Origin of the sequence: Nocardioides asiaticus, from assembly GCF_040049175.1 — a bacterium.
Taxonomy (GTDB): domain Bacteria; phylum Actinomycetota; class Actinomycetes; order Propionibacteriales; family Nocardioidaceae; genus Nocardioides; species Nocardioides cheoyonin.
This window is the reverse complement of record NZ_JBDZDM010000004.1, coordinates 214,013-236,988: the sequence shown is the minus strand read 5'-3', so window position 1 is coordinate 236,988 and position 22,976 is coordinate 214,013. Positions and strand designations below refer to the sequence as shown.

At 71.3% G+C, this 22,976-nt stretch carries 20 protein-coding genes; 12 read left to right on the top strand and 8 right to left on the bottom strand.

The annotated features are described in order from the left end of the window. Positions 1-50 precede the first annotated feature (50 nt). The 4 genes from ABLE53_RS16130 to ABLE53_RS16115 all read left to right on the top strand — a co-directional run bounded on the left by ABLE53_RS16130 (position 51) and on the right by ABLE53_RS16115 (position 3,839). On the top strand, positions 51-794 hold the full coding sequence (locus ABLE53_RS16130; protein WP_348860047.1) for a ComF family protein: 744 nt from the start codon (positions 51-53) through the stop codon (positions 792-794). A gap of 347 nt (positions 795-1,141) precedes the next feature. Next, positions 1,142-1,777 (top strand): ribosome hibernation-promoting factor, HPF/YfiA family, encoded by a 636-nt coding sequence (gene hpf, locus ABLE53_RS16125; protein WP_348860046.1) that lies wholly within the window; start codon positions 1,142-1,144, stop codon positions 1,775-1,777. A 110-nt stretch (positions 1,778-1,887) separates the two neighbouring features. After that, on the top strand, positions 1,888-2,565 hold the full coding sequence (locus ABLE53_RS16120; RefSeq protein WP_348860045.1) for a response regulator: 678 nt from the start codon (positions 1,888-1,890) through the stop codon (positions 2,563-2,565). A gap of 74 nt (positions 2,566-2,639) precedes the next feature. After that, positions 2,640-3,839 (top strand): winged helix-turn-helix domain-containing protein, encoded by a 1,200-nt coding sequence (locus ABLE53_RS16115; protein ID WP_348860044.1) that lies wholly within the window; start codon positions 2,640-2,642, stop codon positions 3,837-3,839. Here ABLE53_RS16115 and ABLE53_RS16110 read toward each other — a convergent pair. Further along, the gene (locus tag ABLE53_RS16110; RefSeq protein ID WP_348860043.1) at positions 3,832-4,929 is read right to left on the bottom strand and encodes a glycosyltransferase; all 1,098 of its coding nucleotides are present in this window, start codon (positions 4,927-4,929) and stop codon (positions 3,832-3,834) included. The two genes, ABLE53_RS16115 and ABLE53_RS16110, sit on opposite strands and share 8 nt — an antisense overlap. Positions 4,930-5,080: 151 nt before the next feature. On the opposite strand from ABLE53_RS16110, the gene secA reads away from it, so the two are divergent. Beyond that, positions 5,081-7,960 (top strand): preprotein translocase subunit SecA, encoded by a 2,880-nt coding sequence (secA, locus tag ABLE53_RS16105; protein WP_348860042.1) that lies wholly within the window; start codon positions 5,081-5,083, stop codon positions 7,958-7,960. A gap of 60 nt (positions 7,961-8,020) precedes the next feature. Here secA and ABLE53_RS16100 read toward each other — a convergent pair whose 3' ends face one another. Together ABLE53_RS16100 and ABLE53_RS16095 are read right to left on the bottom strand one after the other, a co-directional pair. Beyond that, entirely contained in the window at positions 8,021-8,521 is a 501-nt protein-coding gene (locus ABLE53_RS16100) for an Rv3235 family protein (RefSeq protein WP_348860040.1), read from the bottom strand. Further along, positions 8,518-9,258, bottom strand: coding sequence for a LysM peptidoglycan-binding domain-containing protein (locus tag ABLE53_RS16095; protein ID WP_348860039.1), 741 nt, complete (start codon positions 9,256-9,258; stop codon positions 8,518-8,520). The genes ABLE53_RS16100 and ABLE53_RS16095 overlap by 4 nt, the downstream gene beginning before the upstream one ends. A 466-nt stretch (positions 9,259-9,724) precedes the next feature. Between ABLE53_RS16095 and ABLE53_RS16090 the strand changes: the two genes are divergently transcribed. Next, positions 9,725-12,772, top strand: coding sequence for a glycoside hydrolase family 3 C-terminal domain-containing protein (locus ABLE53_RS16090; protein WP_348860038.1), 3,048 nt, complete (start codon positions 9,725-9,727; stop codon positions 12,770-12,772). A 229-nt stretch (positions 12,773-13,001) separates the two neighbouring features. Then, positions 13,002-13,541 carry a hypothetical protein gene (locus ABLE53_RS16085; protein ID WP_348860037.1) on the top strand — a complete coding sequence of 180 codons (540 nt, stop codon included), beginning with the start codon at positions 13,002-13,004 and terminating at the stop codon, positions 13,539-13,541. A gap of 82 nt (positions 13,542-13,623) precedes the next feature. On the opposite strand, the gene ABLE53_RS16080 is transcribed toward ABLE53_RS16085, so the two are convergent. The 4 genes from ABLE53_RS16080 to ABLE53_RS16065 are packed head-to-tail and all read right to left on the bottom strand — an operon-like array spanning position 13,624 to position 16,963. After that, positions 13,624-13,953, bottom strand: a complete 330-nt coding sequence (locus ABLE53_RS16080) for a sec-independent translocase (protein ID WP_348860036.1) — start codon at positions 13,951-13,953, stop codon at positions 13,624-13,626. A 24-nt stretch (positions 13,954-13,977) separates the two neighbouring features. Further along, entirely contained in the window at positions 13,978-15,141 is a 1,164-nt protein-coding gene (locus ABLE53_RS16075; protein ID WP_348860034.1) for an Mrp/NBP35 family ATP-binding protein, read from the bottom strand. 30 nt (positions 15,142-15,171) lie between these two features. Then, the gene (locus tag ABLE53_RS16070; RefSeq protein ID WP_348860033.1) at positions 15,172-15,687 is read right to left on the bottom strand and encodes a DUF1003 domain-containing protein; all 516 of its coding nucleotides are present in this window, start codon (positions 15,685-15,687) and stop codon (positions 15,172-15,174) included. After that, on the bottom strand, positions 15,680-16,963 hold the full coding sequence (locus ABLE53_RS16065; protein ID WP_348860032.1) for a magnesium transporter MgtE N-terminal domain-containing protein: 1,284 nt from the start codon (positions 16,961-16,963) through the stop codon (positions 15,680-15,682). The genes ABLE53_RS16070 and ABLE53_RS16065 overlap by 8 nt, the downstream gene beginning before the upstream one ends. Positions 16,964-17,041: 78 nt before the next feature. On the opposite strand from ABLE53_RS16065, the gene ABLE53_RS16060 reads away from it, so the two are divergent. From ABLE53_RS16060 to ABLE53_RS16040, 5 genes are all read left to right on the top strand, one after another. Continuing rightward, positions 17,042-17,473 carry a hypothetical protein gene (locus ABLE53_RS16060; RefSeq protein ID WP_348860031.1) on the top strand — a complete coding sequence of 144 codons (432 nt, stop codon included), beginning with the start codon at positions 17,042-17,044 and terminating at the stop codon, positions 17,471-17,473. A gap of 112 nt (positions 17,474-17,585) precedes the next feature. Continuing rightward, positions 17,586-18,998 carry a phospholipase D-like domain-containing protein gene (locus ABLE53_RS16055; protein WP_348860030.1) on the top strand — a complete coding sequence of 471 codons (1,413 nt, stop codon included), beginning with the start codon at positions 17,586-17,588 and terminating at the stop codon, positions 18,996-18,998. Between the two features lie 15 nt (positions 18,999-19,013). Next, positions 19,014-20,570 (top strand): class I SAM-dependent methyltransferase, encoded by a 1,557-nt coding sequence (locus tag ABLE53_RS16050; protein WP_348860029.1) that lies wholly within the window; start codon positions 19,014-19,016, stop codon positions 20,568-20,570. After that, positions 20,567-20,785, top strand: a complete 219-nt coding sequence (locus tag ABLE53_RS16045; RefSeq protein WP_348860028.1) for a DUF6752 domain-containing protein — start codon at positions 20,567-20,569, stop codon at positions 20,783-20,785. Before ABLE53_RS16050 ends, ABLE53_RS16045 begins: the two co-directional genes overlap by 4 nt. Before the next feature lie 4 nt (positions 20,786-20,789). Next, the gene (locus ABLE53_RS16040) at positions 20,790-21,887 is read left to right on the top strand and encodes a hypothetical protein (protein WP_348860027.1); all 1,098 of its coding nucleotides are present in this window, start codon (positions 20,790-20,792) and stop codon (positions 21,885-21,887) included. Here ABLE53_RS16040 and ABLE53_RS16035 read toward each other — a convergent pair. After that, positions 21,856-22,962, bottom strand: coding sequence for an endonuclease/exonuclease/phosphatase family protein (locus ABLE53_RS16035; protein WP_348860026.1), 1,107 nt, complete (start codon positions 22,960-22,962; stop codon positions 21,856-21,858). The two genes, ABLE53_RS16040 and ABLE53_RS16035, sit on opposite strands and share 32 nt — an antisense overlap. Positions 22,963-22,976 lie beyond the last annotated feature (14 nt).

The following is a 22,976-nucleotide window of genomic DNA, read 5'->3' as shown; positions in this document are numbered from 1 at the left end:
TCCCGCGGCGCCGGTTGTCCCGCCGCGTGCCGGGTGGTCCTATCGGTGCGGTGAGCCTCCGCGACGCGTACGTCGACCTGGTCCTCGGCGGCAGCTGCGTGGGCTGCGGCCGACCGGGGCGGCTGCTCTGTGTCGGCTGCCGGGCGGAGCTGCCGGACCGCGCCCGGCTCGCCTGGCCGACGCCGACGCCGTCGGGCCTGGCGCGGCCGTACGCCGCAGCGCCGTACGCCGGCACCGTCAAGCAGATGGTGCTCGGGCTCAAGGAGCGCCGCATGCTCGGCCTCGCGAGGCCGCTCGGGGAGCTTCTCGCGCTCTCGGTCGCGGAGGCGGTCCTCGGCGCACCCACGGACGTGCCGCTCCTACTCGTCCCGGTCCCGTCCCGGCCGGCCAGCCTGCGGGAGCGCGGCCACGACAGCACGTACGCCGTGACCGCCCGCGCCGCGAGGGTGCTCCGCAGGGCGGGGTGGCCGGCCGCCGGCGTACGCCTCCTGCGGACACGGCCCGGCGTCGTGGACCAGGCCGGGCTCGACGCCGCCGGGCGCGCCGCCAACCTGGCCGGCTCGATGACCTGCCCGTCGCCCGGGCTGCGCCGGCTCGCCCGGCGCTGGCCGCGCGCGCTGCTGGTCGTCTGCGACGACGTGCTCACCACCGGCTCCACGGCCCGGGAGGCGCAGCGGGCTCTGGAGGCGGTCGGTCTCCGTGTGGCCGCTGTGGCGACGGTCGCAGCGACGGCACGGCGGACTTTGCCGACCTCACAGCGCCCGGGTATTTCGTCCCGGACCCCGTTGACCTAACGTCTGTGTATGGAGTCCGTCCGGGTCCGTGGTTGCGTCGCTTCGGCGCCCGGACTCCGGGTGCGCGAGCGGCTAGCCGATGCCAGTCGCAGGCGAAACGGTCCACGTAACCCAGGCACTGCCTGGGGATCACGGTGCGGCTTAGACATAAGCCCTGCCCCGTTCCCGCCGTACGGATGCGGCGGCGCGCGGGAGAAGGCCGGTAGTGGCAGAGAAGCTGCGGAAGCCTCAGCAGGCGATTGTGGGGTAGAAGACCAGGTCGGCCGGACGGACTCCCCTCTCCACCCACCACGGTCGTCGTCCGTTCGGGGGACGCGACCGGTCAGAGGGCTCAACTGGAGGTACTCATGGAAGTTGTCGTCACGGCTCGCAACTGCGAGGTCTCGGATCGCTACCGCGACCATGTCGCGGAGAAGCTGAGTCGGCTCGAGAAGCACGACCACCGCATCATCCGGATCAACGTCGAGGTCGACTGCGAACCCAACCCGCGCCAGCACAAGGGCGCCGTGCACGTCGAGCTCACCGCCTTCTCGAAGGGCCCGGTCGTCCGCGCCGAGGCCTGTGCTGAGGACAAGATGGGCGCGCTCGACCTCGCGGTCGACAAGATGGCCGCCCAGATGCGGCGTGCGGCCGACCGGCGCCGCGTGCACCGCGGCCGGCGTACGCCGCTGTCGGTGGGGCAGGCGCTCGCCGACGTACCCGCCGAGGACGACGGCATCCGGACCGAGACGATCGACGAGAGCCCGGTCGAGCACCAGGTCGGGCCGATCACCGTGACGGGGGAGGGGCCGCTCGTCGTACGCGAGAAGATCCACAGCGCCGCTCCCATGACGCTCGACCAGGCGCTCTACGAGATGGAGCTGGTCGGGCACGACTTCTACCTGTACGTCGACAAGGAGTCCGCGCGGCCGTCCGTCGTCTACCGTCGGCGCGGCTACGACTACGGCGTCATCGCCCTCGAGCGCACCGACGCCGCTTACTAGCCCGGGCCAGGGTCACGACGGGGCTGGCCCGGACGGGCCAGCCCCGTCGGGCCAGCGGGGATTCCCGCAACTGGGCCGTTCGGGCCGTTTCTGCGTGACATGATGCGACTGTGACCTCTCAGATCACCGACCCGGAGCCGATCCGCGTCCTCGTCGTCGACGACCAGGAGCTCTTCCGCCGCGGCCTCGTCATGCTGCTCACGGCGGAGGAGAGCATCGAGGTCGTCGGCGAGGCGGCCGACGGCGACGAGGGCACCGCCCTCGCGGCCGGCTCCGCCCCCGACGTCGTCCTCCTCGACATCCGGATGCCGCGGCGCACCGGACTCGAGGCCTGCCAGGCGATCAAGCAGGCGGTCCCCTCGGCCAAGATCATCATGCTCACCGTCTCCGACGAGGAGGCCGACCTCTACGAGGCGGTCAAGAGCGGCGCCTCCGGCTACCTGCTCAAGGACTCCTCCATCGACGAGGTCGCCCAGGCGGTCCGCGTCGTCGCCGACGGCCAGTCGCTCATCAGCCCGTCGATGGCGGTCAAGCTGATCGACGAGTTCAAGCAGATGTCGCGCCCCGAGCGCGGCCACGTCCCCGGCCTCCGCCTCACCGAGCGCGAGCTCGAGGTGCTCCGCCTCGTCGCCAAGGGCCTCAACAACCGCGAGATCGCCAAGCAGCTCTTCATCTCCGAGAACACCGTCAAGAACCACGTCCGCAACATCCTCGAGAAGCTCCAGCTGCACTCCCGTATGGAGGCCGTCATGTACGCCGTCAAGGAGAAGCTGCTCGACCTCCCGTGACGGAGCCCCCTGAGCGGCGCGTCGCGCTCCTGTTCCGGTCCGGAACCGTCCGGATCCGCCCGTAGGGTGCTCGCGTGGACTCCCTCTCGCTCGCCCAGGCCCGCCGGATCGCGCTGGCGGCGCAGGGCTTCATCGACAAGCCGCACGCCGCCCCGACGATGCGCACCCTCCAGCGCACGCTCGAGCGCACCGGCGTGCTGCAGGTCGACAGCGTCAACGTGCTGCAGCGGGCCCACTACATGCCGCTCTACTCCCGGATGGGGCCGTACGACGTCGACCTGCTCCGCCGGGCGAGCAGCGGGCGCGAGCAGCGCCGGATGGTGGAGTACTGGGCACACGTCCAGGCCCTCATGCCCGTCGAGCTGTGGCCGGTGATGGAGTTCCGCCGGGAGCACTACCGCCGCCTCGAGGGCAAGTGGTGGAAGAAGGTCGACCCCGAGGTCCGCCGGACCGTGCTGAAGGAGGTCGTCGTCCGCGGAGGAGCGACGGCGCGCGACATCGACGACGGGGCGCCGCGCGTGAGGGAGCACTGGGGCTGGAACTGGTCCGAGGCGCGCAAGGCGCTCGACGTCCTCTACATGGAGGGCGAGCTGGCGATCGCCGGTCGCAACGGCCAGTTCGAGGTCGTCTACGACCTGCCCGAGAGGGTGATCCCGAGGGCGGTCCTCGACCAGCCGCCCGTCGACACGGAGGAGGCCCACCTCGAGCTCGTACGCCGCGCCGTCCGCAGCCACGGCGTCGGCACCGCCAAGGACATCGCCGACTACTTCCGGCTCAAGGTCGCCGACACGACCCGCGCTCTCAACACCCTGATCGAGACCGGCGAGGTGACGCCGGTCAGGGTGGAGGGGATCCGCAAGCCGGCGTACCTCCACACCGCCGCCCGGATCCCCCGCAAGGTGGCGGCCCGCGCGCTGCTCAGCCCGTTCGACCCGATCGTGTGGGAGCGGGAGCGGACCGAGGCGCTCTTCGACTTCTTCTACCGGATCGAGATCTACACGCCCGCCCACAAGCGGATCCACGGCTACTACGTGCTGCCGTTCCTGCTCGGCGAGCGGATCGTCGGCCGGGTCGACCTCAAGGCCGACCGGAAGGCCGGGGTCCTCGTCGTCAAGGGCGCCTACGCCGAGGAGCACGCGCCGCCCGAGAGCCCTGCCGAGCTGGCGGCCGAGCTGGTCCGGCTGGCCGGCTGGCTCGGCCTCGACTCGATCGCGGTCGAGCCGCGGGGAGACCTGGCGCCCGCCCTGCTGGCCGAGATGGCCGCCGTCAGCTGAGCGCCAGCTCGACCGCGTCCGCGCCGCCGGCAGCGCCCGGCATCCCGCGGATCGCCGCGCCCAGTCGGGCCGCCGCGGCGCGGTGCGCGCCCTCCTCGAGCAGCGCCGCCGCGGCCGCAGCGATCGCCGCCGGCGGCGAGTCCCGGGGCAGCGACCTGCCTGCGCCGGCCCGCTCGACCGCACGGGCGACCCACGGCTGGTCCGAGCGCGCGTAGAGCGGGAGCAGCAGCACCGGCAGGTCGTGCGCGAGCGCCTGCATCGTCGTCCCGTGGCCGCCGTGCCCGACGACGAGCGACATCTCGGGCATCAGCTCGGTGTGCGGCACGTGCCGATGCACCTCCACGCCGTCGTACGCCGTGATCCGCGCCGGGTCGAGCAGCGGACCGGTCGTCACCACCACCCGGACGCCGAGTCCCGCCGTGCCGTCGACGATCCGCTGCAGGACCTCGGCCATCCCGCGGTAGCCGAAGGTGCTGAGGCTGACGAGCACGGCCGGTCCGTATCCGTCCCGGCGCGCGCCGCCGACGACCGGGTCGACGACCGGGCCGACGACCGGGCCGACGTGGGTGAGCCCGCGGGCGCCGTGCCTCGTGTCGAGCTCGGGCAGGGCGGTGACGATCCGGGCGCGGGCGCCGCGGACGGCCGTGCGCGGTGCGAGGCCACGGAACCTCAGGAGCATGGCGAGCGGACTGCCGAGGCAGCCCTCCTCGTAGTAGCTGTCGAGGAAGTGCTCCAGGACGACGTACGCGACGCCGGCCCTGCGTACGGCGTCGAGGGCGGAGAACATCAGCGCGTCGACGACCACGAGGTCGGCGGGACGGCGGGCCAGCTCGGCGGTCAGGTCACGGGCCAGGCCACGGTCGGCGAAGGCCGCGAGCATCCCGGCCGCGGAAGGCTCGGAAGCCCGGGTGAACGGACGGGCGTGCGGCGCCGGTACGACCTCGGTCCCCGCCGCGGCGAGCTCCTCGGACTGCACCGCGTGGCCGAGGAACCGCACCCGGTGACCGCGCGCCTGCAGCTCGCGGGCGACGGCCAGTGCCGGCGCGACGTTGCCGCCGCCGTCCCAGGTCACGAAGAGAAGCTCGGCCATGGCTGCATTCATCCCGGGGCGCCTACGCGTGTCAACGCCAGATTGGGGTAAGAGGCCTCCGGCGCCGTCGAAGTGGGGCGCTGCCCACCGCGTAGGTAGAGTGAGGCGCGCTACCCGGCGAACGACCAGCAGCAAGTAGGAGCCCATTCTCGTGGCCATTCTCGACAAGATCCTCCGCATCGGCGAGGGCAAGATCCTTCGGCAGCTCGAAGCGATCGCCAAGGCCGTCAACGCCATCGAGGACGACTTCGTCGCGATGTCGGACGCGGAGCTGCAGGGCATGACCGCCGAGTTCAAGAAGCGGCTCGCCGACGGCGAGGACCTCGACGACCTGATGCCCGAGGCCTTCGCGACCGTCCGCGAGGCGGCCAAGCGGGTCATCGGCCAGCGCCACTACGACGTGCAGATCATGGGCGGCGCGGCACTCCACCTCGGCAACATCGCCGAGATGAAGACCGGTGAGGGCAAGACCCTGGTGTCGACCCTGCCGGCCTACCTCAACGCGCTGGCCGGCAAGGGCGTCCACATCGTCACCGTCAACGACTACCTGGCCAAGTTCCAGTCCGAGATGATGGGGCGCATCCACCACTTCCTCGGCCTCTCGGTCGGCGTGATCCTGCCGGAGATGACGCCCGCGGAGCGGCGCGCGGCGTACGCCTGCGACATCACCTACGGCACCAACAACGAGCTCGGCTTCGACTACCTGCGCGACAACATGGCCGGCTCGGTCGACGACCTCGTCCAGCGCAGCCACTTCTACGCCATCGTCGACGAGGTCGACTCGATCCTCATCGACGAGGCCCGCACCCCGCTCATCATCAGCGGCCCCACCGAGGATGACGTGAAGTGGTACGACGAGTTCGCCTCGATCGCCGCCACGCTGGAGCGCGACGTCGACTACGAGGTCGACGAGAAGAAGCGCACCATCGCCGTGCTCGAGCCGGGGATCACGAAGGTCGAGGACCACCTCGGCATCGACAACCTCTACGACTCGGTCAACACCCCGCTCATCTCCTTCATGAACAACTCCATCAAGGCCAAGGAGCTGTTCCACCGCGACAAGGAGTACGTCGTCCAGAACGGCGAGGTGCTGATCGTCGACGAGCACACCGGCCGCATGCTGGCCGGCCGCCGCTACAACGAGGGCCTCCACCAGGCGATCGAGGCCAAGGAGGGCGTGCAGGTCCGCGAGGAGTACCAGACGCTCGCGACGATCACGCTGCAGAACTACTTCCGCATGTACGACAAGCTCTCGGGCATGACCGGCACGGCCATGACCGAGGCCAGCGAGTTCGACAAGATCTACAACCTCGGCGTCGTCCCGATCCCGACCAACAAGCCGATGATCCGCAAGGACCAGGCCGACCTCGTCTACCGCACCGAGGAGGCGAAGTACGCCGCGGTCGTCGACGACATCGCCGAGCGGCACGAGAAGGGCCAGCCGATCCTGGTCGGCACGGTGTCGGTCGAGAAGTCCGAGTACCTCAGCACCCAGCTCAAGCGGAAGGGCATCCCGCACACCGTCCTCAACGCGAAGTACCACGCCGACGAGGCGAAGATCGTCGCGCTGGCCGGCCACAAGGGCGCCGTCACCGTCGCCACCAACATGGCCGGCCGAGGCACCGACATCATGCTCGGCGGGTCGGTCGAGTTCCTCGCCGACCAGGAGCTCCGCAAGAGCGGCCTGCTCCCGACCGGCGACACCGCCGCCGAGTACGAGGCGGCCTGGGCCGGTACCGTCGAGCGGATCCAGGAGCAGGTCGCTGCCGAGCACGACGAGGTCACCGAGCTCGGCGGTCTCTACGTCATCGGCACCGAGCGCCACGAGTCCCGCCGCATCGACAACCAGCTCCGCGGCCGCTCCGGCCGTCAGGGTGACCCGGGCGAGTCCCGCTTCTACCTCTCCCTGCAGGACGAGCTCATGCGGCTGTTCAAGGCCGACTGGGTCGACCGGATCCTGCAGATCATGAAGATCCCGGACGACGTGCCGATCGAGCACAAGCGGGTCACCAACGCCATCGCCAACGCGCAGACGCAGGTCGAGGCGCAGAACTTCGAGTCCCGCAAGAACGTCCTGAAGTACGACGACGTCATGGACCGCCAGCGCAAGGTCATCTACGCCGAGCGTCGCGAGGTCCTCGAGGGCGCCGACCTCGAGCAGCAGGTCCGCACCTTCATCGACGATGTCGTCGTCGGCGTCGTCACCGGCGCCACCCAGGAGTACGCCGAGGAGTGGGACCTCGAGCAGCTGTGGACCGACCTCAAGCAGATCTGGCCGGTCTCGGTCTCCTACGACAAGCTCATCGACGACGTCGGCGGCGAGAAGGCGAACCTCGAGCGCGACGAGCTCATCGAGGCGCTCAGGGAGGACGCCCAGGCGGCCTACGACCGGCGTGAGGAGGAGGTCGGCGAGGAGGTCATGCGCGAGCTCGAGCGCCAGGTCGTCCTCTCAGTCCTCGACCGGAAGTGGCGCGAGCACCTCTACGAGATGGACTACCTCCGCGAGGGCATCGGGCTGCGGGCCTACAGCCAGCGCGACCCGCTGGTGGAGTACCAGCGCGAGGGCTTCGACATGTTCAACGCCATGATGGACGGGATCAAGGAGGAGTCGGTCGGCTTCCTCTTCAACCTCGAGGTCCAGGTGGAGCAGCAGGAGGAGGAGTTCCACTACCACGCCGACGGGTCGAAGCACGCCGGCCCGATGCACCCCGGTGCGCTCGCCGAGCCGCCGGTCGGCGTGGGCGCCGACGGCGCCGGGCTCCAGGACATCTCCGAGGCCCTTCACGCCGCCTCGCCGCAGGTCCACGCCAAGGGCCTCGACCGCCCGGCGGTGCCGCAGCAGCTGTCGTACTCCGGTCCCGACGAGCAGGGCGGCTCCGAGGCCCGCGGCACGACGGTCACCAACGCCGACGACCCGTACGCCGGCGTCGGCCGCAACCAGCTGTGCCCCTGCGGCTCGGGCAAGAAGTTCAAGCAGTGCCACGGGCGCCCCGGCGGTCCCACCGGCCAGACTGCCCGCGTCAACGGCTGACGGAGCCAGAGGGCGCGAAGTACGAGCGCACTCCGGGGCCTCCGGCGAGCCGAGACCCGGTCACGCCCACTCGAGAGCGGTGCAGACCCAGCGGTCGTCGGTCCACTCGAAGCGTGCGGCGAGGGCGCGTGAGCGGGCGCCGTACCTCACCCGCAGGGCGGTCTCGACCACGTCCGGCGCCAGCGCGAAGGTGTGGACGCCGACGACCTTCGGACGTACCGGCTGGACCCTGCTCTGGCCCGGCCGGTGGTGCCCCGCGCGGGCGACGAGCTGGGCACGTCGGGTGAGGTCGTCGTAGACCTCCGCCGACGCCCAGCGCAGCAGCTGCGACACCGGCCGGTCTCCGCCGACGATCTCGACCGCCGCCTGCGCGAAGCGGCTCGCCCAGGCGGCGACGTCGTCGCGTCCGCCCCGTGCCAGCGGGACGACGTCGGCGGCCGTCGCCGCCTGCGGCGGGTCCTGCCGCGGCTGGAGATCGAGTGCGAGCGTGCCCTGGACCTCGGCCAGCGGTGCACGCGGCGACGGGAAGCGGACGACGTCGGGCTCGGGCTGCTCGGTCACGAGGATGCTCCTTCACTGGGTCGCTCACGGGACGGTTCACGGGGGTGGTCGAGCGAGGAGGGCACCGCCAGCCGCTGTCCCGGCTCGATGAGGTCGGGGTCGGCGCCGACGACGTGGCGGTTGGCGGCGTAGAGCTCCTGCCACGCCGTCGCAACCTCCGCGTCGCTCGCGCCGGCGGGGAGGCAGGACTCGGCGATGGACCACAGCGAGTCCCCGGGGCGTACGACGACGTGGCGCTGCGTCGACGCCGACGGACGCACCGCGGGCGGCTGGGCGTGCTCGGCGGCCGGGCCGTGGCCGGCACGCGGCGCCTGCCCCGCGACGGCCCGGTCGGGGTAGGGGAGCCCGGTGAGGACGACCCGGCCGCTGTGGTCGCGCGCGTCGACCGGGACCGGGCCGGGCGTCGCGAGGGCGGGTGCGGCGACGCTGCTCGTGAGCGCCACGCCGCAGGCGGCCAGGACCAGCCGCCGCACCGGAGCCGGCACCCCGCGGACGGAGCGGACCCTCCCATCGCGCGAGCGCAGCGCAGCCGCGACGACCAGCGTCGTGACCGTCCAGAACCACCCGGCACACCCGAGCAGCGCCCACGAGCACAGCCGGACGAGCAGGTCGTCGAACTCCCCGGCCGGGCTCGCCGGCACCGGCAGGAGGACCGCCGCGACGCCGACCGCTAGCGCCGTCGCCGCCAGCCACACCGCCAGACAGCGGAGCGGACTCGGGTGGTCGGTGTCGTTCATCCCTGGATCCTTGCGTTTGCCTTTGTTTGATTATAAGAACGCGTGGATGACGGCGAAGTCAAGTGGTCGTCTGTTGAATTGTGCGGACATTGCACGGTGAGGTTGCGTCGGCTCAATCCGTCGCAGGAGTTGCAGCGGCCTACGGCCGGAAGGCATCGCAGGGCAAGCTGCCCGCCCCACGGCTTACCTCGTCGGGCGCCTCAGCGACCCAGCCCCTCCAGCCAAGGGCCGGACCGGGAGCAGGCGAACATTGCGGCGCGTCGGAGATGTCGGCGCGGTTGGAGCCGGGCCGGGCCTGCACGGCCGCGATCACGGCACTCGCATTGCGGGTGCGCACCGAACCCTGGGCGACCGTCTCCATGCGCTACGCTCCAATGTGAGCGACGTCACATCGGCTGGTCCCGCAGGGCGTCGCGACCCCCCACGTCGCGCGCCCTCCACGGTGTGCCTCTCTCTCGGAGATCACATGACCAGCAGTCCACGTCGACGGCTTCTTGCCGTGCTCGCCCTCTCCCTCTCCGCGGCCGCCATGCTCACCGCGCCTGGAGCGCTCAGCGGCAGCGCCACCGCCTCACCGCCGGGCGCGGCGAGGTCCGCCGCCACCGGCCACCCCGTCTACCTCGACCGCTCCTACAGCCCGTCCGAGCGTGCGGCGGACCTGGTGTCGCGCATGACGCTCGCCGAGAAGGCCCAGGAGATGAACAGCAGCAGGGCGCCGGCCATCCCGCGCCTGGGCATCGAGGCCTGGGGCTGGTGGAACGAGTCCAACCACGGCGTGAACGCCTCGACGATCACGCCGACCGGCAACGCCACGACGCTGACCAACACGACGTCGTACCCCTCCGACCTGTCGATGGGCAGCACGTGGGACCCAGAGCTGGTTTACCGCGAAGCCTCGCTGATCGGCGACGAGGCGCGCGACACCGCCCCGGCCAACCGGCTCAACCTCGACTTCTACGCTCCCACGGTCAACCTGGCGCGCGACCCGCGCTGGGGCCGCAACGACGAGGCGTGGAGCGAGGACCCCACGCTGACCGCGGCGCTGGCCGGGCAGTACGTCGACGGCCTGCAGGGGCAGACGCGGGACGGCAAGCTGCCGGCCTCGGCCCACGGCTACTACAAGGCCATCGCGACGCTGAAGCACTACGCCGCGAACAACAGCGAATTCAACCGCCGCAACGGCTCCTCCGACATGGATCAGCGCACGCTGCGGGAGTACTACACCAAGCAGTTCGCTGACATCGTCAAGGCGGCGCACCCGGGCTCGATCATGAGCTCCTACAACAGCGTCAACGGCGTCCCGGCAGCCGCCAGCGTGCAGCTGATGAGCGACCTCGCCCGCGACACCTACGGGTTCGACGGGTACTTCACCTCCGACTGCGACGCCGTCTACGAGATCCAGGCCGGCCACCACTGGCAGCCGCCGACGGCCAGCGCCCCGCTCGACCAGTACGGCCGGACGGCGTACGCCATCTCCGCCGGCGAGGACCTCGATTGCAACTGGGGCTATCACGACCAGTACAGCTACGGGAACACCGTGCCGACCGCGATCGCCCAGAAGATCAAGACCGAGGTCGACACCTTCAACGTCGGCGACGTGGACACCTCGCTCGTGCGCCTGTTCACCGCGCGCATGGCGACCGGCGAGTTCGACGACGAGAACCTCGTCCCGTGGGTCCGCGAGGCCCGCGAGCGCCTGGGCGGCACGACCTGGACGAGCTCTCCGAGCAACAACGCGATCACCGAGACGCCCGAGCGCCTCGCGCAGGCCCAGAAGAGTGCCGAGAAGGCGCTGGTCCTGCTGAAGAACGACAAGGTCGGCCACCGGCCGCTGCTCCCGTTGTCGGTGCCGCGATCCGGCGCCCCCACGATCGCGGTGGTCGGCTACTTCGCCCACCCGCAGCGGCTCTTCACTGGCGGCTACTCCAGCATCCAGTCAGGCGCGGGAGCTGCTCACAACATCGACGCCTACGCTGGCATCAAGAACGCGATCCTGGCCCGCAATCCCCGTGCGCAGGTCGACTTCCTGCCTGGGGTCACCGGGGGTACGACGGCCTCGCAGCTCACCACCGTCGACGCGGCCAGCATCGCGGCCGTGCCCGACTACGACGCCGTCGTGGTCGTGGCGGGCACCGACAACACGACCGCGTCGGAGGACCACGACCGCTCCACCACGGCGCTCCCGGGCGCCCAGGCCGAGATGATCCGCCAGGTCGAGGCGGCCAACCCGCACACGGTGGTCTACCTGCAGACCGTCGGCTCGGTCGACGTACGGCCGTTCCTCGCGACCACGCCGGCGCTACTGTGGAGCTCTTACCTCGGGCAGCGGCAGGGCCCCGCGATCGCCAACGTGCTCCTCGGCACCGTCAACCCGAGCGGCCACCTGCCCTTCACGTGGTACCAAGGCGACGACCAGCTCCCCCCGATCGCCGACTACGCCATCCGGCCCACGGCGACCAGCCCCGGGCGCACCTACATGTACTTCACCGGGACGCCCACCTTCGCGTTCGGGCACGGCCTCGGCTACACGACCTTCTCCTACTCCAGGCTGAAGGTCGCCCGGGCCGCCGTGACCGCCAGCGGCAGCATCGAGGCGACCGCCGTGGTCACCAACACCGGAGACACCACGGGTACGGCGACCCCACAGCTCTACGCGACCACGCCGTTCGCGCCGGCCTCGGCGGAGCGTCCCGCCAAGCGGCTCGCCGCCTTCGACCGGGTCGAGCTACGCCCCGGCCAGTCGAAGACGGTCCACTTCACCGTGCCGGTGTCGTCGTTGGCGTTCTTTGACGAGGGGACGCAGACGATGAAGGTCGACAACGGCGCCTACGGTCTGGAGCTCGGCGAGTCGGCCGACTCCGTCGCGGCCTGCACGTGGGTCAGGGTGGTCGGCCGGCTCGGCCACCTCCCGACGACGGTGACGGTCCGACCTGTGCAGGCCGGCGACCAGGCGGCGGACGTGGCCCAGCGGGTAGCCTTCGACATCGGCACCACCATCGACCCGCAGGTCACGATCGCGACCGACGACGAGGCGCTGCACGGCTACATCGCGAAGGGCCGCAGCACCCCGCTGCCCGCCGGCGTCAAGCTGCGCTACCGCTCGAACCGGCCCGACGTGGTCGCGGTCGACAACGGCGTCCTGCGCACCGTCGGCTCCGGCATCGCGACGGTGACGGTCGCGGCGAGCAACCACGGCACCACCGTGCGCACGTCGTTCGTCGTCGATGTGGCGCCGCTGCAGATCACCTCGAACCCGGCGGCGAACGTCACTCGTGGCAGCGCGGTCTCCTTCACCGTCACCACGGCGACCACCCAGTCGCCGACCCCGGCTGAGGTGCCCAGCCTGTCGGTCGAGGGCGCGCTGCCCGCGGGCCTGACCTTCACCGACAACGGCGACGGCACGGGCACGCTGTCCGGCACGCCCACCGACAGCGGCACCGTCACGGTGCAGATCAGGGCTACGAACGAGGTCAGCCCCGCGGCCACCCAGGAGCTCACCATCACGGTGCAGTGAGCCGGTTCCACCACTGACGGGGCACGGTCGCCGGGGCACCACTCGGCGGCCGTGCCACGTCCCCGGCGATCAGCGCCCAGTCGGTGCTGCCCCATGCTCGTCTCATGGCACTGCGCTCACGCCGCAAGGCTGCTACTCGCGCCGCCACTGCCCCGGAATGAGTTGACGCGCTGCCGCACCCCGGCGGACGGCACTTGAGCCCGCCCCCGGCGGCTGGCAGGGTGCGGCCATGTCGTGGGAAGAGGACCTCTTCGCGCTCTTCGACGACCTCGAGAGCCAGGCCGAGGCCGCCTACGCCCGTGACCGGGAGGCGGAGCTCGAGGACCGCAGCAGGGCGGAGTATGCCGAGGTGGCGTTCGCCGCTCGGCTGATGGCCTCGGTCGGGCGCGACGTCGCCGTCGACGTCCGCGGCGTCGGCACGCTGCAGGGGACGCTCGAGCGGGTGGCGAAGGGCTGGTTCCTGGTCTCCGCGGGGGCGGTGGACTGGGTCGTGCGCCAGGACGCCGTCGGCAGCATCGCCGGCGCCGCCGACCGGGCCGTCCCCGACGTGGCGTGGCCGGCTGTCGCCCGGCTCGGGCTGGGGTCGGCGCTGCGCCGGCTCGCCGAGGCGGGAGAGCGGTGCCTGGTGCATCGCACTGACGGCGTACGCCACGAGGGTGTCGTACGCCGCGTGGGCGCGGACTTCGTCGAGCTGCTCAGCGGAGAGGCCGGCCGGGTCGTGCTCGTGCCGTTCGGCTCGCTCGCCGCCGTCCAGAGCCGGCCGGTCTGACCTCGGCGACCCGGCGGCGGTGACCTGGCAACCGAAGCGGGCCGGGGAACGGTTGCTCACTCACCGCCGGACGGGGCGAGACTCAGGTCGCCTCGTCGTCGTACGGCGGCCGCTCGCCGGCCATGAGGGGCTTCGGCGCCTTGGCGACGGCCTCCTCGGCCTCGACCTCGGCGAGCGCCTCCTGGATCTGTTTGGTGATGATCCGGCGCGGGTCGAGGTCGCGCAGCTCGAGGTCGGAGAACTCCGGGCCGAGCTCGTTGCGGAGCTCGTCGCGGGCGTTGTTGGCGAGGTTGCGCAGCTGGTGCAGCAGGCGTGCCGCCTGGCGCGCCACCTCCGGCAGCTTGTCCGGGCCGAGGACCAGGACGGCGACGAAGGCGATGACCGCGAGCTCCGCGAACCCGATCCCGAACACGGCGATGAACCTACAAGACGATCTCTAGAGCCGGTTGCTGGGTGTCAGCCCGAGCTGCATGCCGGCCAGGCCACGGCCGCGGCCGGAGATCGTGCGGGCGACGTCGGTCAGCACCTGGGCAGCGGCCGAGGTGGGGTCGGACTCCACGATCGGCTTGCCGGCGTCGCCGCCCTCGCGCAGGGACGGGTCGAGCGGGACCTGCCCGAGGAGGGGTACGTCGGTGCCGAACCGCTTCGACAGCGTGTCGGCCACGCGGGCGCCGCCGCCGCTCCCGAAGACCTCGAGTCGGTGCTCCTTGCCCTCCGCGGCGCAGTGCGGGCAGGGCAGCCAGGACATGTTCTCGATGACGCCGACCACCCGCTGGTGCATCATCTCGGCCATCGTGCCCGCCCGCTCGGCGACCTCGGCGGCCGCCTCCTGCGGCGTCGTGACCACGACGATCTCGGCGTTGGGCAGGTGCTGGCCGAGGGAGATGGCGATGTCGCCGGTGCCCGGCGGCAGGTCGAGCAGCAGCGCGTCGAGGTCCCCCCAGTAGACGTCGGAGAGCATCTGCACGAGCGCGCGGTCGAGCATCGGGCCGCGCCACGCGACGACCTGGTCGCGTCGCGGCTTCAGCATGCCGATCGAGATGACGGAGACGCCCGACGACGTCGGGACCGGCATGATCAGGTCGTCGACCTGGGTCGGCCGGGCGTCGGCCACGCCGAGCATGGCCGGGACGGAGTGGCCGTAGATGTCGGCGTCCACCAGGCCCACCTTGAGCCCCTGCTCCGCCAGCGCGAGCGCGAGGTTGACCGTGACCGAGGACTTGCCGACGCCGCCCTTGCCCGAGGCGACGGCGTACACCTTCGTGAGTGAGCCGGGCTGGGCGAACGGGATCTCCCGCTGCGCCGCGCCGCCGGTCAGGCCGTTGCGCATCTCCTGGCGCTGCTCGGGTGTCATCACGCCGAGCTGGAGGTCGATGCCCGTCACGCCGTCGACCTGCTCGAGCGCGGCCGTCACGTCGCGGTTGATGGTGTCCTTGAGCGGACAGCCCGCGACCGTCAGCAGGACCTTGGTGTGCACGACGCCGGTGTCGTCGACGTCGACCGACTCGACCATCCCGAGGTCGGTGATGGGCCGCTTGATCTCCGGGTCGTTGACGGTCGCCAGGGCGGCGTTGACGCGGTCGAGGAGGGTACTACTCACAAGAGGCAAGCGTACGTGGTAGGTGGAGCCTCACCGCTCCCTGGCCTCCTCCTCGACCACGCCCCGTTCCTCGAGGTCCTCGAGCAGCTGCCGCAGCTCGGAGCGCAGGTAGTCGCGGGTGGCGACCTCGCCGAGCGCCATCCGCAGCGACGCCATCTCCCGGGCGAGGAACTCCATGTCCGCCTGCGCCTGGGCGTTGACCCGCCTGTCCTGCTCGGCGATCACCCGGTCGCGGTCCTCCTGGCGGTTCTGCGCGAGCAGGATCAGGGGAGCGGCGTACGACGCCTGCAGGCTGAGCGCCAGCGTCAGGAAGATGAACGGGAAGTCGTCGAACCGGAGGTCCTTGGGCGCGAAGACGTTCCACAGGATCCAGACGAGGACCACCCCGGTCATCCAGGCGAGGAACCGCGCGGTGCCCATGTAGCGGGCGAACGCCTCGGCGAAGACGCCGAAGGCGTCCGAGCTGATCGTCGGCCGGCGCACCAGCTGGCGGCGGGTCTCGCGCGGGGTGTCCAGCCGCGCCCGCGTCGTACGCGTCTCAGCCATGCGCCGCCTCCCCGCGGACCGGCTCCGTGCGGACCTTCTCCCGCCAGTTCTCCGGGAGGAGGTGGTCGAGGAGGTCGTCGACGGTCACCGCGCCGACGAGGTGGCCCGCGTCGTCGACCACGGGCGCCGCGACCAGGTTGTACGTCGCCAGGTGGGCCGCCACCTGGTCGAGCGAGTCCTCGGGCTTGAGGTGCTCCATCGACTCGTCGAGCGCGCCGGCGACCAGCGACGACGGCGGCTCGCGGAGCAGCCGCTGGATGTGGGCGATGCCGAGGAACTTCCCGGTCGGCACCTCCAGCGGCGGCCGGCAGACGTAGACCACGGCCGCCTGCGCGGCGGTCAGGTCGGGATTGCGCACGTGCGCGAGCGCGTCGGCCACGGTGGCGTCCGGGCCGAGGATCACCGGCTCGGCGGTCATCATGGCGCCGGCGGTGTTCTCCTCGTACGACATGAGCCGGCGGACGTCCTCGGCCTCCTCGGGCTCCATCAGCTCGAGCAGCATCGCGGCGGTGTCGGTCGGCAGCTCGGCGATCAGGTCGGCGGCGTCCTCGGGGGACATCTCCTCCAGCACGTCGGCCGCGCGCTCGCGGTCGAGCGCCCCGACGATCTCGACCTGGTCGTCCTCGGGCAGCTCCTCGAGCACCTCCGCCAGCCGCTCGTCGTCGAGCGCGGCGACCACCTGGCGCCGACGCTCGGGGGGCAGCTCGTGGAGCATGGTGGCCGCGTCGGCCGGGCGCATCTCCTGGATCGCGTGGAGGAGATGGGTGGCGCCCTGGGTGGGGGAGCGGCGGGTGAGCCCCTGGACGTCGTTCCACTCCACGACGTGGGTCTGGCCCCGCCTGCGCAGCCCCCGGCTGAACTTCTTGGGGGGCTCCTGGACGGCGACCCGGGAGAGCACCCAGTCCCGGTTGCGCGCCTGCTCCATGGCGACGTCGTACACGACGCCGCTGACGCCGGTGGAGCGGATCGTGACCTGCCGGTCGAGCATCTGTCCGATCACCAGCGTCTCGGTCGAGCGCTGCTGGAAGCGCCGCATGTTGAGCAGACCGGTCGTGTAGACCTGCCCGCTGTCGATGCTCGTCACCCGGGTCATCGGCACGAAGATCCGGCGCCTGCCGAAGACCTCCGCGACCAGGCCGAGGACACGCGGCTGGCTGCTCTCCGTCCGGATCGTGACGACGACGTCGCGGACCTTTCCGACCTGCTCCCCCTGGGGATCGAAGATCGGCAGGCCGACCAGGCGGGCGGCGTACACGCGGACGGGAGTGGTGCTCACGAGGAAACCGTAGCGGGGCCCGGCCGCGGCGACCGCGCCTCCCGTCCGGCAGTGTCGTGGACGCGTATGCTCGCGAACATGGGTGCCCAGCGGATGTTGCCTGCGTTGGCGTTCCTCCTCGTCCCCCTGGCGCTCGTCGCCGGCTGCGGGTCCTCGGGGGACGACACCGCCTCCGACGACAGCGCCTCGAGCAGCACGCCCTCGATGACCGGCTCGCCGAGCGAGACTCCGTCGTCCTCGCCCTCCGCGAGCACCAGCCCGGCCCCGGCCGGCTGGTCGGCGTGCGGGACGCTCTGGAAGGACGGTGCCACGCTGCCGAAGCGCTACCCGGGCTGCTCCGAGGACGGCGCCGCCGTCCCGGCGCACCGGATCGGCTGCTCCTCGGGGCAGGTGATCGTCGTCTACGGCGACCACTACTTCGCGGTCCCGGGCGGCCTGATCCGACACACCGAGCGGGTCCTGTGGAACAGCGCCGTCTACGAGTCGGCCATTGCCACGTGCCGGGGCTGAGGGTCAGGTACAGTCGCCGCGTCGCCGCGAGGGCGATCCGACCCGGGGGGACCAGGTCGTGCGAAGGTCGAGGACACGGTCGCATCGGACGACCAGGCTGGAGTATGAGCAGATGCAGAAGGCAGGGCGGGTCGTCGCCGCGTGCGCGGTGATCATGGCAACCGCAGTCGCTCTCGGGGTCGCCTGGTCAGGGCCGTCCGAGAAGGCCGATGCAGCGACGAAGGGCTACCACGTCCCGCGCGGACCGGTCTTCAACAGCGCGACCGGGCCGGACCGGGTCAAGTACGCCATCAACGACCACATCAAGAGGGCGATCAACCACGCCCCCCGCGGCAGCACGATCCGCATCATGTCGTGGAACATCCACAGCGCCGCGATGACCGACCGGCTCCTGCGCGCCCAGAAGCGCGGCGTACGCGTGCAGGTCCTGATGGACTCGAGCAACTGGAGCACCGAGGTCCCGAACCGCAACTTCGCGCGGCTCAAGGCCGGGCTGGCCAAGGGCAACAAGGGTCGCAAGCCGGGCCGCTGGAGCGCCGCGAAGGTCTGCCAGGGCTCGTGCCGCGGCAAGTCCGGCTCCGCCCACGCGAAGTACTACATCTTCTCCTGGAGCGGCAAGAGCTCCCGGATCGTGATGGAGGGCTCCGCCAACATCACCAGCGCGGCGGCGACCAACCAGTGGAACGACATGTACACCTGGGTCGGCAACCGGAAGATCTACGACTTCGCGGTCACGATCTTCAAGCAGGCGTGGCAGGACAAGAGGGTCACCAACCCGTGGCGGTCCGTCAGCTCGCCCCCGTTCACCCTCGCCTTCGCCCCGCAGATGGGGAAGTACTACACCGGTGACCCGGCGACGAAGGTGCTGAGCAAGGTCTCGTGCAAGGGCGCGACGAACGGCAACGCCCAGCACCGCACGATCATCCGGTTCTTCCCCGACGTGATGCGCGGGAACCGCGGGCTGAAGAACGCCCAGCAGCTCAAGGCGCTGTGGAACCACGGCTGCGACGTCGAGGTCGGCTACACCGTGATGAGCTACAAGGCCTACAAGGTGCTCACCAGCGCCGGCACGCGCGGCAAGGTGCCGGTCCACCACATGGCCGTCGACAACGACGGCGACGGCGAGTTCGACAAGTACTTCCACCTCAAGGTCCTCACCGTCAACGGTGTGGTCGGCAACGACAAGGCGGCCTACAGCGTCGTCAACGGGTCATCGAACGCGTCCGGGCTCTCGGCGATCTCCGACGAGAACATCGCGGTCATCACGAAGCCGCGGGCCGTGCTCCGCTACCAGAAGCACCTCACCTACTGGTTCGCCCACGCGCCCGGTGGCAGTGCGTCGACGCTCGGCGGCGGCGACGGCGCGCGGCTGACCGTCGGCGACGGCTCCTCGGTCGGCCGGCTCGTCACGCCGTCCGGCACCAAGGCGGCGACATCGGACGGCTACATCCGCCCGGGGACCAAGGTCGTCAGCCCGTTGACCGGCAAGGTCGTCGACCCGTACGCCAACATCGACATGGACTGACACGGACGGCAGCACATGACGACGAAGACGGACGTCGTCCGCTCGGTCGACGGCAGGGGCATCCACCTCGTCGTCGCCGACGACGAGGTCGTCGACGTCCTCTTCGACGGCCGCAGGATCTGGTCCTTCTGGACCCTGCGCGACACCAAGGAGGACGACGCGGCCGACCCCACCGGCCCGTCCGCGCGTCTGGCGGCGTGGCCGGGGCCGCTCCGCCAGTTCCTGGACGGTCAGGCCCGGGTCACCGTCCGCGAGACCGTGACCGGCAGGATCCTGTTCGACCAGGCCGTCCGGTTCGGCGCGGGCACCGGGGCGATCGCGATCGTCGGGCGCCACGGCGAGCAGCTCAGCCTCGACAAGGACCGCCGGCTCAGCGCGACCTTCGACGTACGCGACGCGGGACAGACCGAACCGCTCCTCGACGCCGTCGAGGAGGTGATCGCCGTCCTGCACGACCTGGGCGTGGACGCCTTCCCGGCGTACGGCACGCTGCTCGGCGCGGTCCGCGAGGGGCGGCTCCTCGGCCACGACTCCGATGCCGACCTCGGCTACGTCTCGAAGGAGACCACCCCGGTCGACGTGGTCCGCGAGTCGTTCCGGCTCCAGCGCGAGATCATCGACCGTGGCTATCCCACCCACCGCTACAGCGGGGCGGCGTTCAAGGTCGACGTCGCCGAGGCCGACGGGTTCGTGCGTGGCCTGGACGTGTTCGGCGGCTTCTTCGACGACGGGCGTCTCTACCTGATGGGGGAGGTCGGCCAGGACTTCCGCCGCGAGTGGATCTTCCCGCTCGGCACCTGCACCCTCCACGACCGCGTCCTGCCCGCGCCTGCTGCCCCCGAGCGACTGCTCGAGGCGATCTACGGCCCGGGCTGGCGCGTTCCGGACCCGGCGTTCCAGTTCGAGAAGGACCCGCACACGCAGGCCCAGCTCAACGGATGGTTCCGCGGCACCCAGGTCGGCCTGCGCCAGTGGGACAGGCTCTACAGCACCCGCCGCCGGAAGATGCCCCGCGGAGGCCCCTCGGCCCTGGCGCGGCTCGCCCACAAGGAGCTCGCGCCGGACGTCCATGTGCTCGATGTCGGCGCGGGCCGTGGACGGGACGCGCGGTTCCTCACCCGCCACGGCCGGACCGTCACCGCCTACGACTATCTTCCGGCGGCGTCGACCGCCGTGAGCCGCGAGGCGAGGCAGAACGGCCTCCCGCTCGACGTACGCCGGCTGAACCTGCTGGAGCTCCGCTCGGTGCTGGGTGAGGGCGCGAGGGTCGCCCACCAGCCGGGGCCCCGCGCCATCCTCGCCTCCCACATGCTCGACGCGACCTACGAGATCGGGAGGGACGGCTTCATGCGCTTCGCCCAGATGGCCCTGCGCGGCGGCGGACGACTCTATGCCAGCTTCTGGACCACCAGCCGGGGCGACCTCCTGCAGGTGTGGCCGCTCTCGGTGGACGAGGCCTGCGACCTCGTCCGGGATCACGGCGGGAGTATCCTGCACGCGTCGGAGTCGAAGGTGCCGCGACGGGACCGCGACGAGATTGGTGTCGGACGAGTGGTGGCGCGGTGGGCGTGAAGGCATGGCTGGGCCGGCCGATGCGGGTGCAGGCCCGGGTCGACGAGCTCGAGGAGAAGGTGCGCGAGCTCGAGCAGGACGTCATCCAGCTGCGGCGGCACAACCTCCGGCTCGCCGAGCTCACCGACGTCGTCCAGGAGCTGCTCGTGCCGCTCGCCTCCCGTGACGAGGAGCGCGTCGCCGCGGCGATCGAGAAGTTCACCAAGAGCCTCTAGCACCGTGGCCGACGAGGTCTACGTCCACCTGGGGCTGCCCAAGACCGGGACGACCTATCTCCAGACCATCCTCTGGGGCACGCGCGACCGGCTGCGTGCCGAGGGCCTGCTGCTCCCCGGCCGGGAGCGGCGCGACCACCTGTGGGCGAGCCGGGAGGTCCGCGACGACCCGCACATGCACCGCCTGCCGGCCCGGGCCACCGGCGCCTGGGAGCGGCTGTGCGACGAGATCGCGTCCTGGCCCGGCCGGGCCCTCGTCAGCCACGAGTTCTTCGCCGCGGCCGCCGAGGACCAGGCGCGTCGCATGGTCGAGCGCCTCGCGCCGGCACGCGTCCACGTGGTCGCGACGGCGAGGGAGCCGCTCGGGCTCTTCACCGCGAGCTGGCAGGAGAGCCTGAAGAACAGGGGTACGACGCCGATCGGCGGCTACTCCCGGACGGTCTCCGACAACCCCCTCGAGGTCTGGAACTGGCGCGCCCTCGACCTGCGGCTCGTGCTCGAGCGCTGGGCGCCGGCCGTCTCGCCCGACCGGGTCCACGTCCTGCCGCTCGACACCGGGGCGCCGCGCGACGACCTCTGGCGCAGGTTCGGCGGGCTGCTCGGTCTCGAGACCGCCGCCTACGACCTGTCCGGCTCCTTCCCCAACGAGTCGATGGGCGTCGTCGAGGCCGAGACGATGCGACGGGTCAACCTGCAGCTCGACGACGCCGGCATGCCCCACCCCTTCAAGCGCGCCTTCGACCGGGGGGTCTACCTGCGGACCTTCCTCGCCGACGAGCGGCTGGTGCCGCGACAGGGGGAGCGGTTCTGGCCACCGGAGGACCGGGTCGCCGAGTGCCGCGAGCGGGGCCGGGCGGCGGTCGAATTCGTCCGCGAGCGGGGGTACGACGTCGTCGGCGACCTGGACCGGCTGCTGGTCCCCGACGAGCTAGCACCCCGGCGTACGCCCGACTCCGTGACCGACGCCGAGGTCGCGGACGTGGCCACCTGGCTGGTCGCCCGCATGCTCGGGGACGTCAAGGAGCTGCGCGACGGCGTACGCCGCCCGCAGGCCGAGCCGACGGGGAAGGTCAGGCGCCGGGGATGGTGGCGTGGGCGGTGATGAAGTAGTGGTCGCTGATCTTGCGCTTCTGCAGGATGTCGACCCAGTAGTCGCTCCAGGTGACGTTGCCGGTTCCGGCGATCCAGTCGACCGCCAGCCACCCCGGACCGTAGATCCGTGAGTGCCAGGGGCCGAAGATCGGCGCGGTCATGCCGGTCGGCGCGAGCACTCGGCTCTTGAACGGCTCACGGTCGTTCATGTCGCCGGTGAGGAAGATCGGCAGGCCCTCGCTCTTCAGGTTGTTGATGTAGCTGACCGCGGTGGCCATGCCGGCGTGCCGGGTGGCGGTGTCGTGCGCGTCATGGCCGGCGGAGGTGTGCATGTTGATGAAGTACATCTCCCGGCCGGTGTCCCGGTCGCGCAGCTTCAGCACCGTCTGCGGGCGGCGGCCATTCATGAACGTGATCGTGAACGAGGTGCCGGAGACGAACTCGAACTTGTCAGGGTCGTAGAGGATCGAGTTGTCGGTGTTCTTGGACCCGAACGCGTAGCCCGGGTAGGCCTTGAACCCGGTGCCGGCGATCAGGCCGTTGAGCTGGTCGGGCTTGAGCTCCTGGGTGCCGACCACGTCGACGTCGTGGCCGCGGATGTAGGCCGCCTGCTGCGGCGTACGCCAGGAGGCGGCCGGCCAGCCGTGGTGGTCGTTGCCGTGCGGCCCGGTGTGCTGGGAGCCGAGCACGTTGAGCGTGCCGATCGTGAAGCTCACCTCGTGGGAGGCGATCTCCGCCGCACGCGCCGCAGCCTTGCGGGCCTCGATCTCCTCCGGCGTCAGGTGGACGAGCTGCAGGCCGGGCACCACCCGCGCGGGCCGCTTGTCGCGGCTCGGCTTCTGGTGGCGGTCGGTCGCCTTGGTGGCCGGAGCCTTCGTCGGGGTGGTGGTCGGCGACGGCGTCGGGGTCTGGAGCGCGCTGTCGGTCGTGTCGATGGCCGTGTCGTCGCGACTCGCCAGAAGACGGCCCGCTCCGACCCCGAGGGCGGCTACGATGGCCAGCGTTCCGAGAACGGCGGTGGCGACCCGGGCGCCGCTCCGTCCACGCTTGACGGGGCCCCGATGACTTCCCGTTGCTCTGACCATGCCCAGAGGTTACA

What these genes read in the sequence shown, in the direction of transcription:
- ABLE53_RS16090 (WP_348860038.1), top strand. Translation starts at nt 9,725, where the DNA reads ATGACCAGCAGTCCACGTCGACGGCTTCTTGCCGTGCTCGCCCTCTCC.
- ABLE53_RS16110 (WP_348860043.1), bottom strand. Translation starts at nt 4,929, where the DNA reads ATGGCCGAGCTTCTCTTCGTGACCTGGGACGGCGGCGGCAACGTCGCG.
- ABLE53_RS16070 (WP_348860033.1), bottom strand. Translation starts at nt 15,687, where the DNA reads ATGGCTGAGACGCGTACGACGCGGGCGCGGCTGGACACCCCGCGCGAG.
- ABLE53_RS16050 (WP_348860029.1), top strand. Translation starts at nt 19,014, where the DNA reads ATGACGACGAAGACGGACGTCGTCCGCTCGGTCGACGGCAGGGGCATC.
- ABLE53_RS16055 (WP_348860030.1), top strand. Translation starts at nt 17,586, where the DNA reads ATGCAGAAGGCAGGGCGGGTCGTCGCCGCGTGCGCGGTGATCATGGCA.
- hpf (WP_348860046.1), top strand. Translation starts at nt 1,142, where the DNA reads ATGGAAGTTGTCGTCACGGCTCGCAACTGCGAGGTCTCGGATCGCTAC.
- ABLE53_RS16060 (WP_348860031.1), top strand. Translation starts at nt 17,042, where the DNA reads ATGGGTGCCCAGCGGATGTTGCCTGCGTTGGCGTTCCTCCTCGTCCCC.
- ABLE53_RS16035 (WP_348860026.1), bottom strand. Translation starts at nt 22,962, where the DNA reads ATGGTCAGAGCAACGGGAAGTCATCGGGGCCCCGTCAAGCGTGGACGG.
- ABLE53_RS16095 (WP_348860039.1), bottom strand. Translation starts at nt 9,258, where the DNA reads ATGAACGACACCGACCACCCGAGTCCGCTCCGCTGTCTGGCGGTGTGG.
- ABLE53_RS16085 (WP_348860037.1), top strand. Translation starts at nt 13,002, where the DNA reads ATGTCGTGGGAAGAGGACCTCTTCGCGCTCTTCGACGACCTCGAGAGC.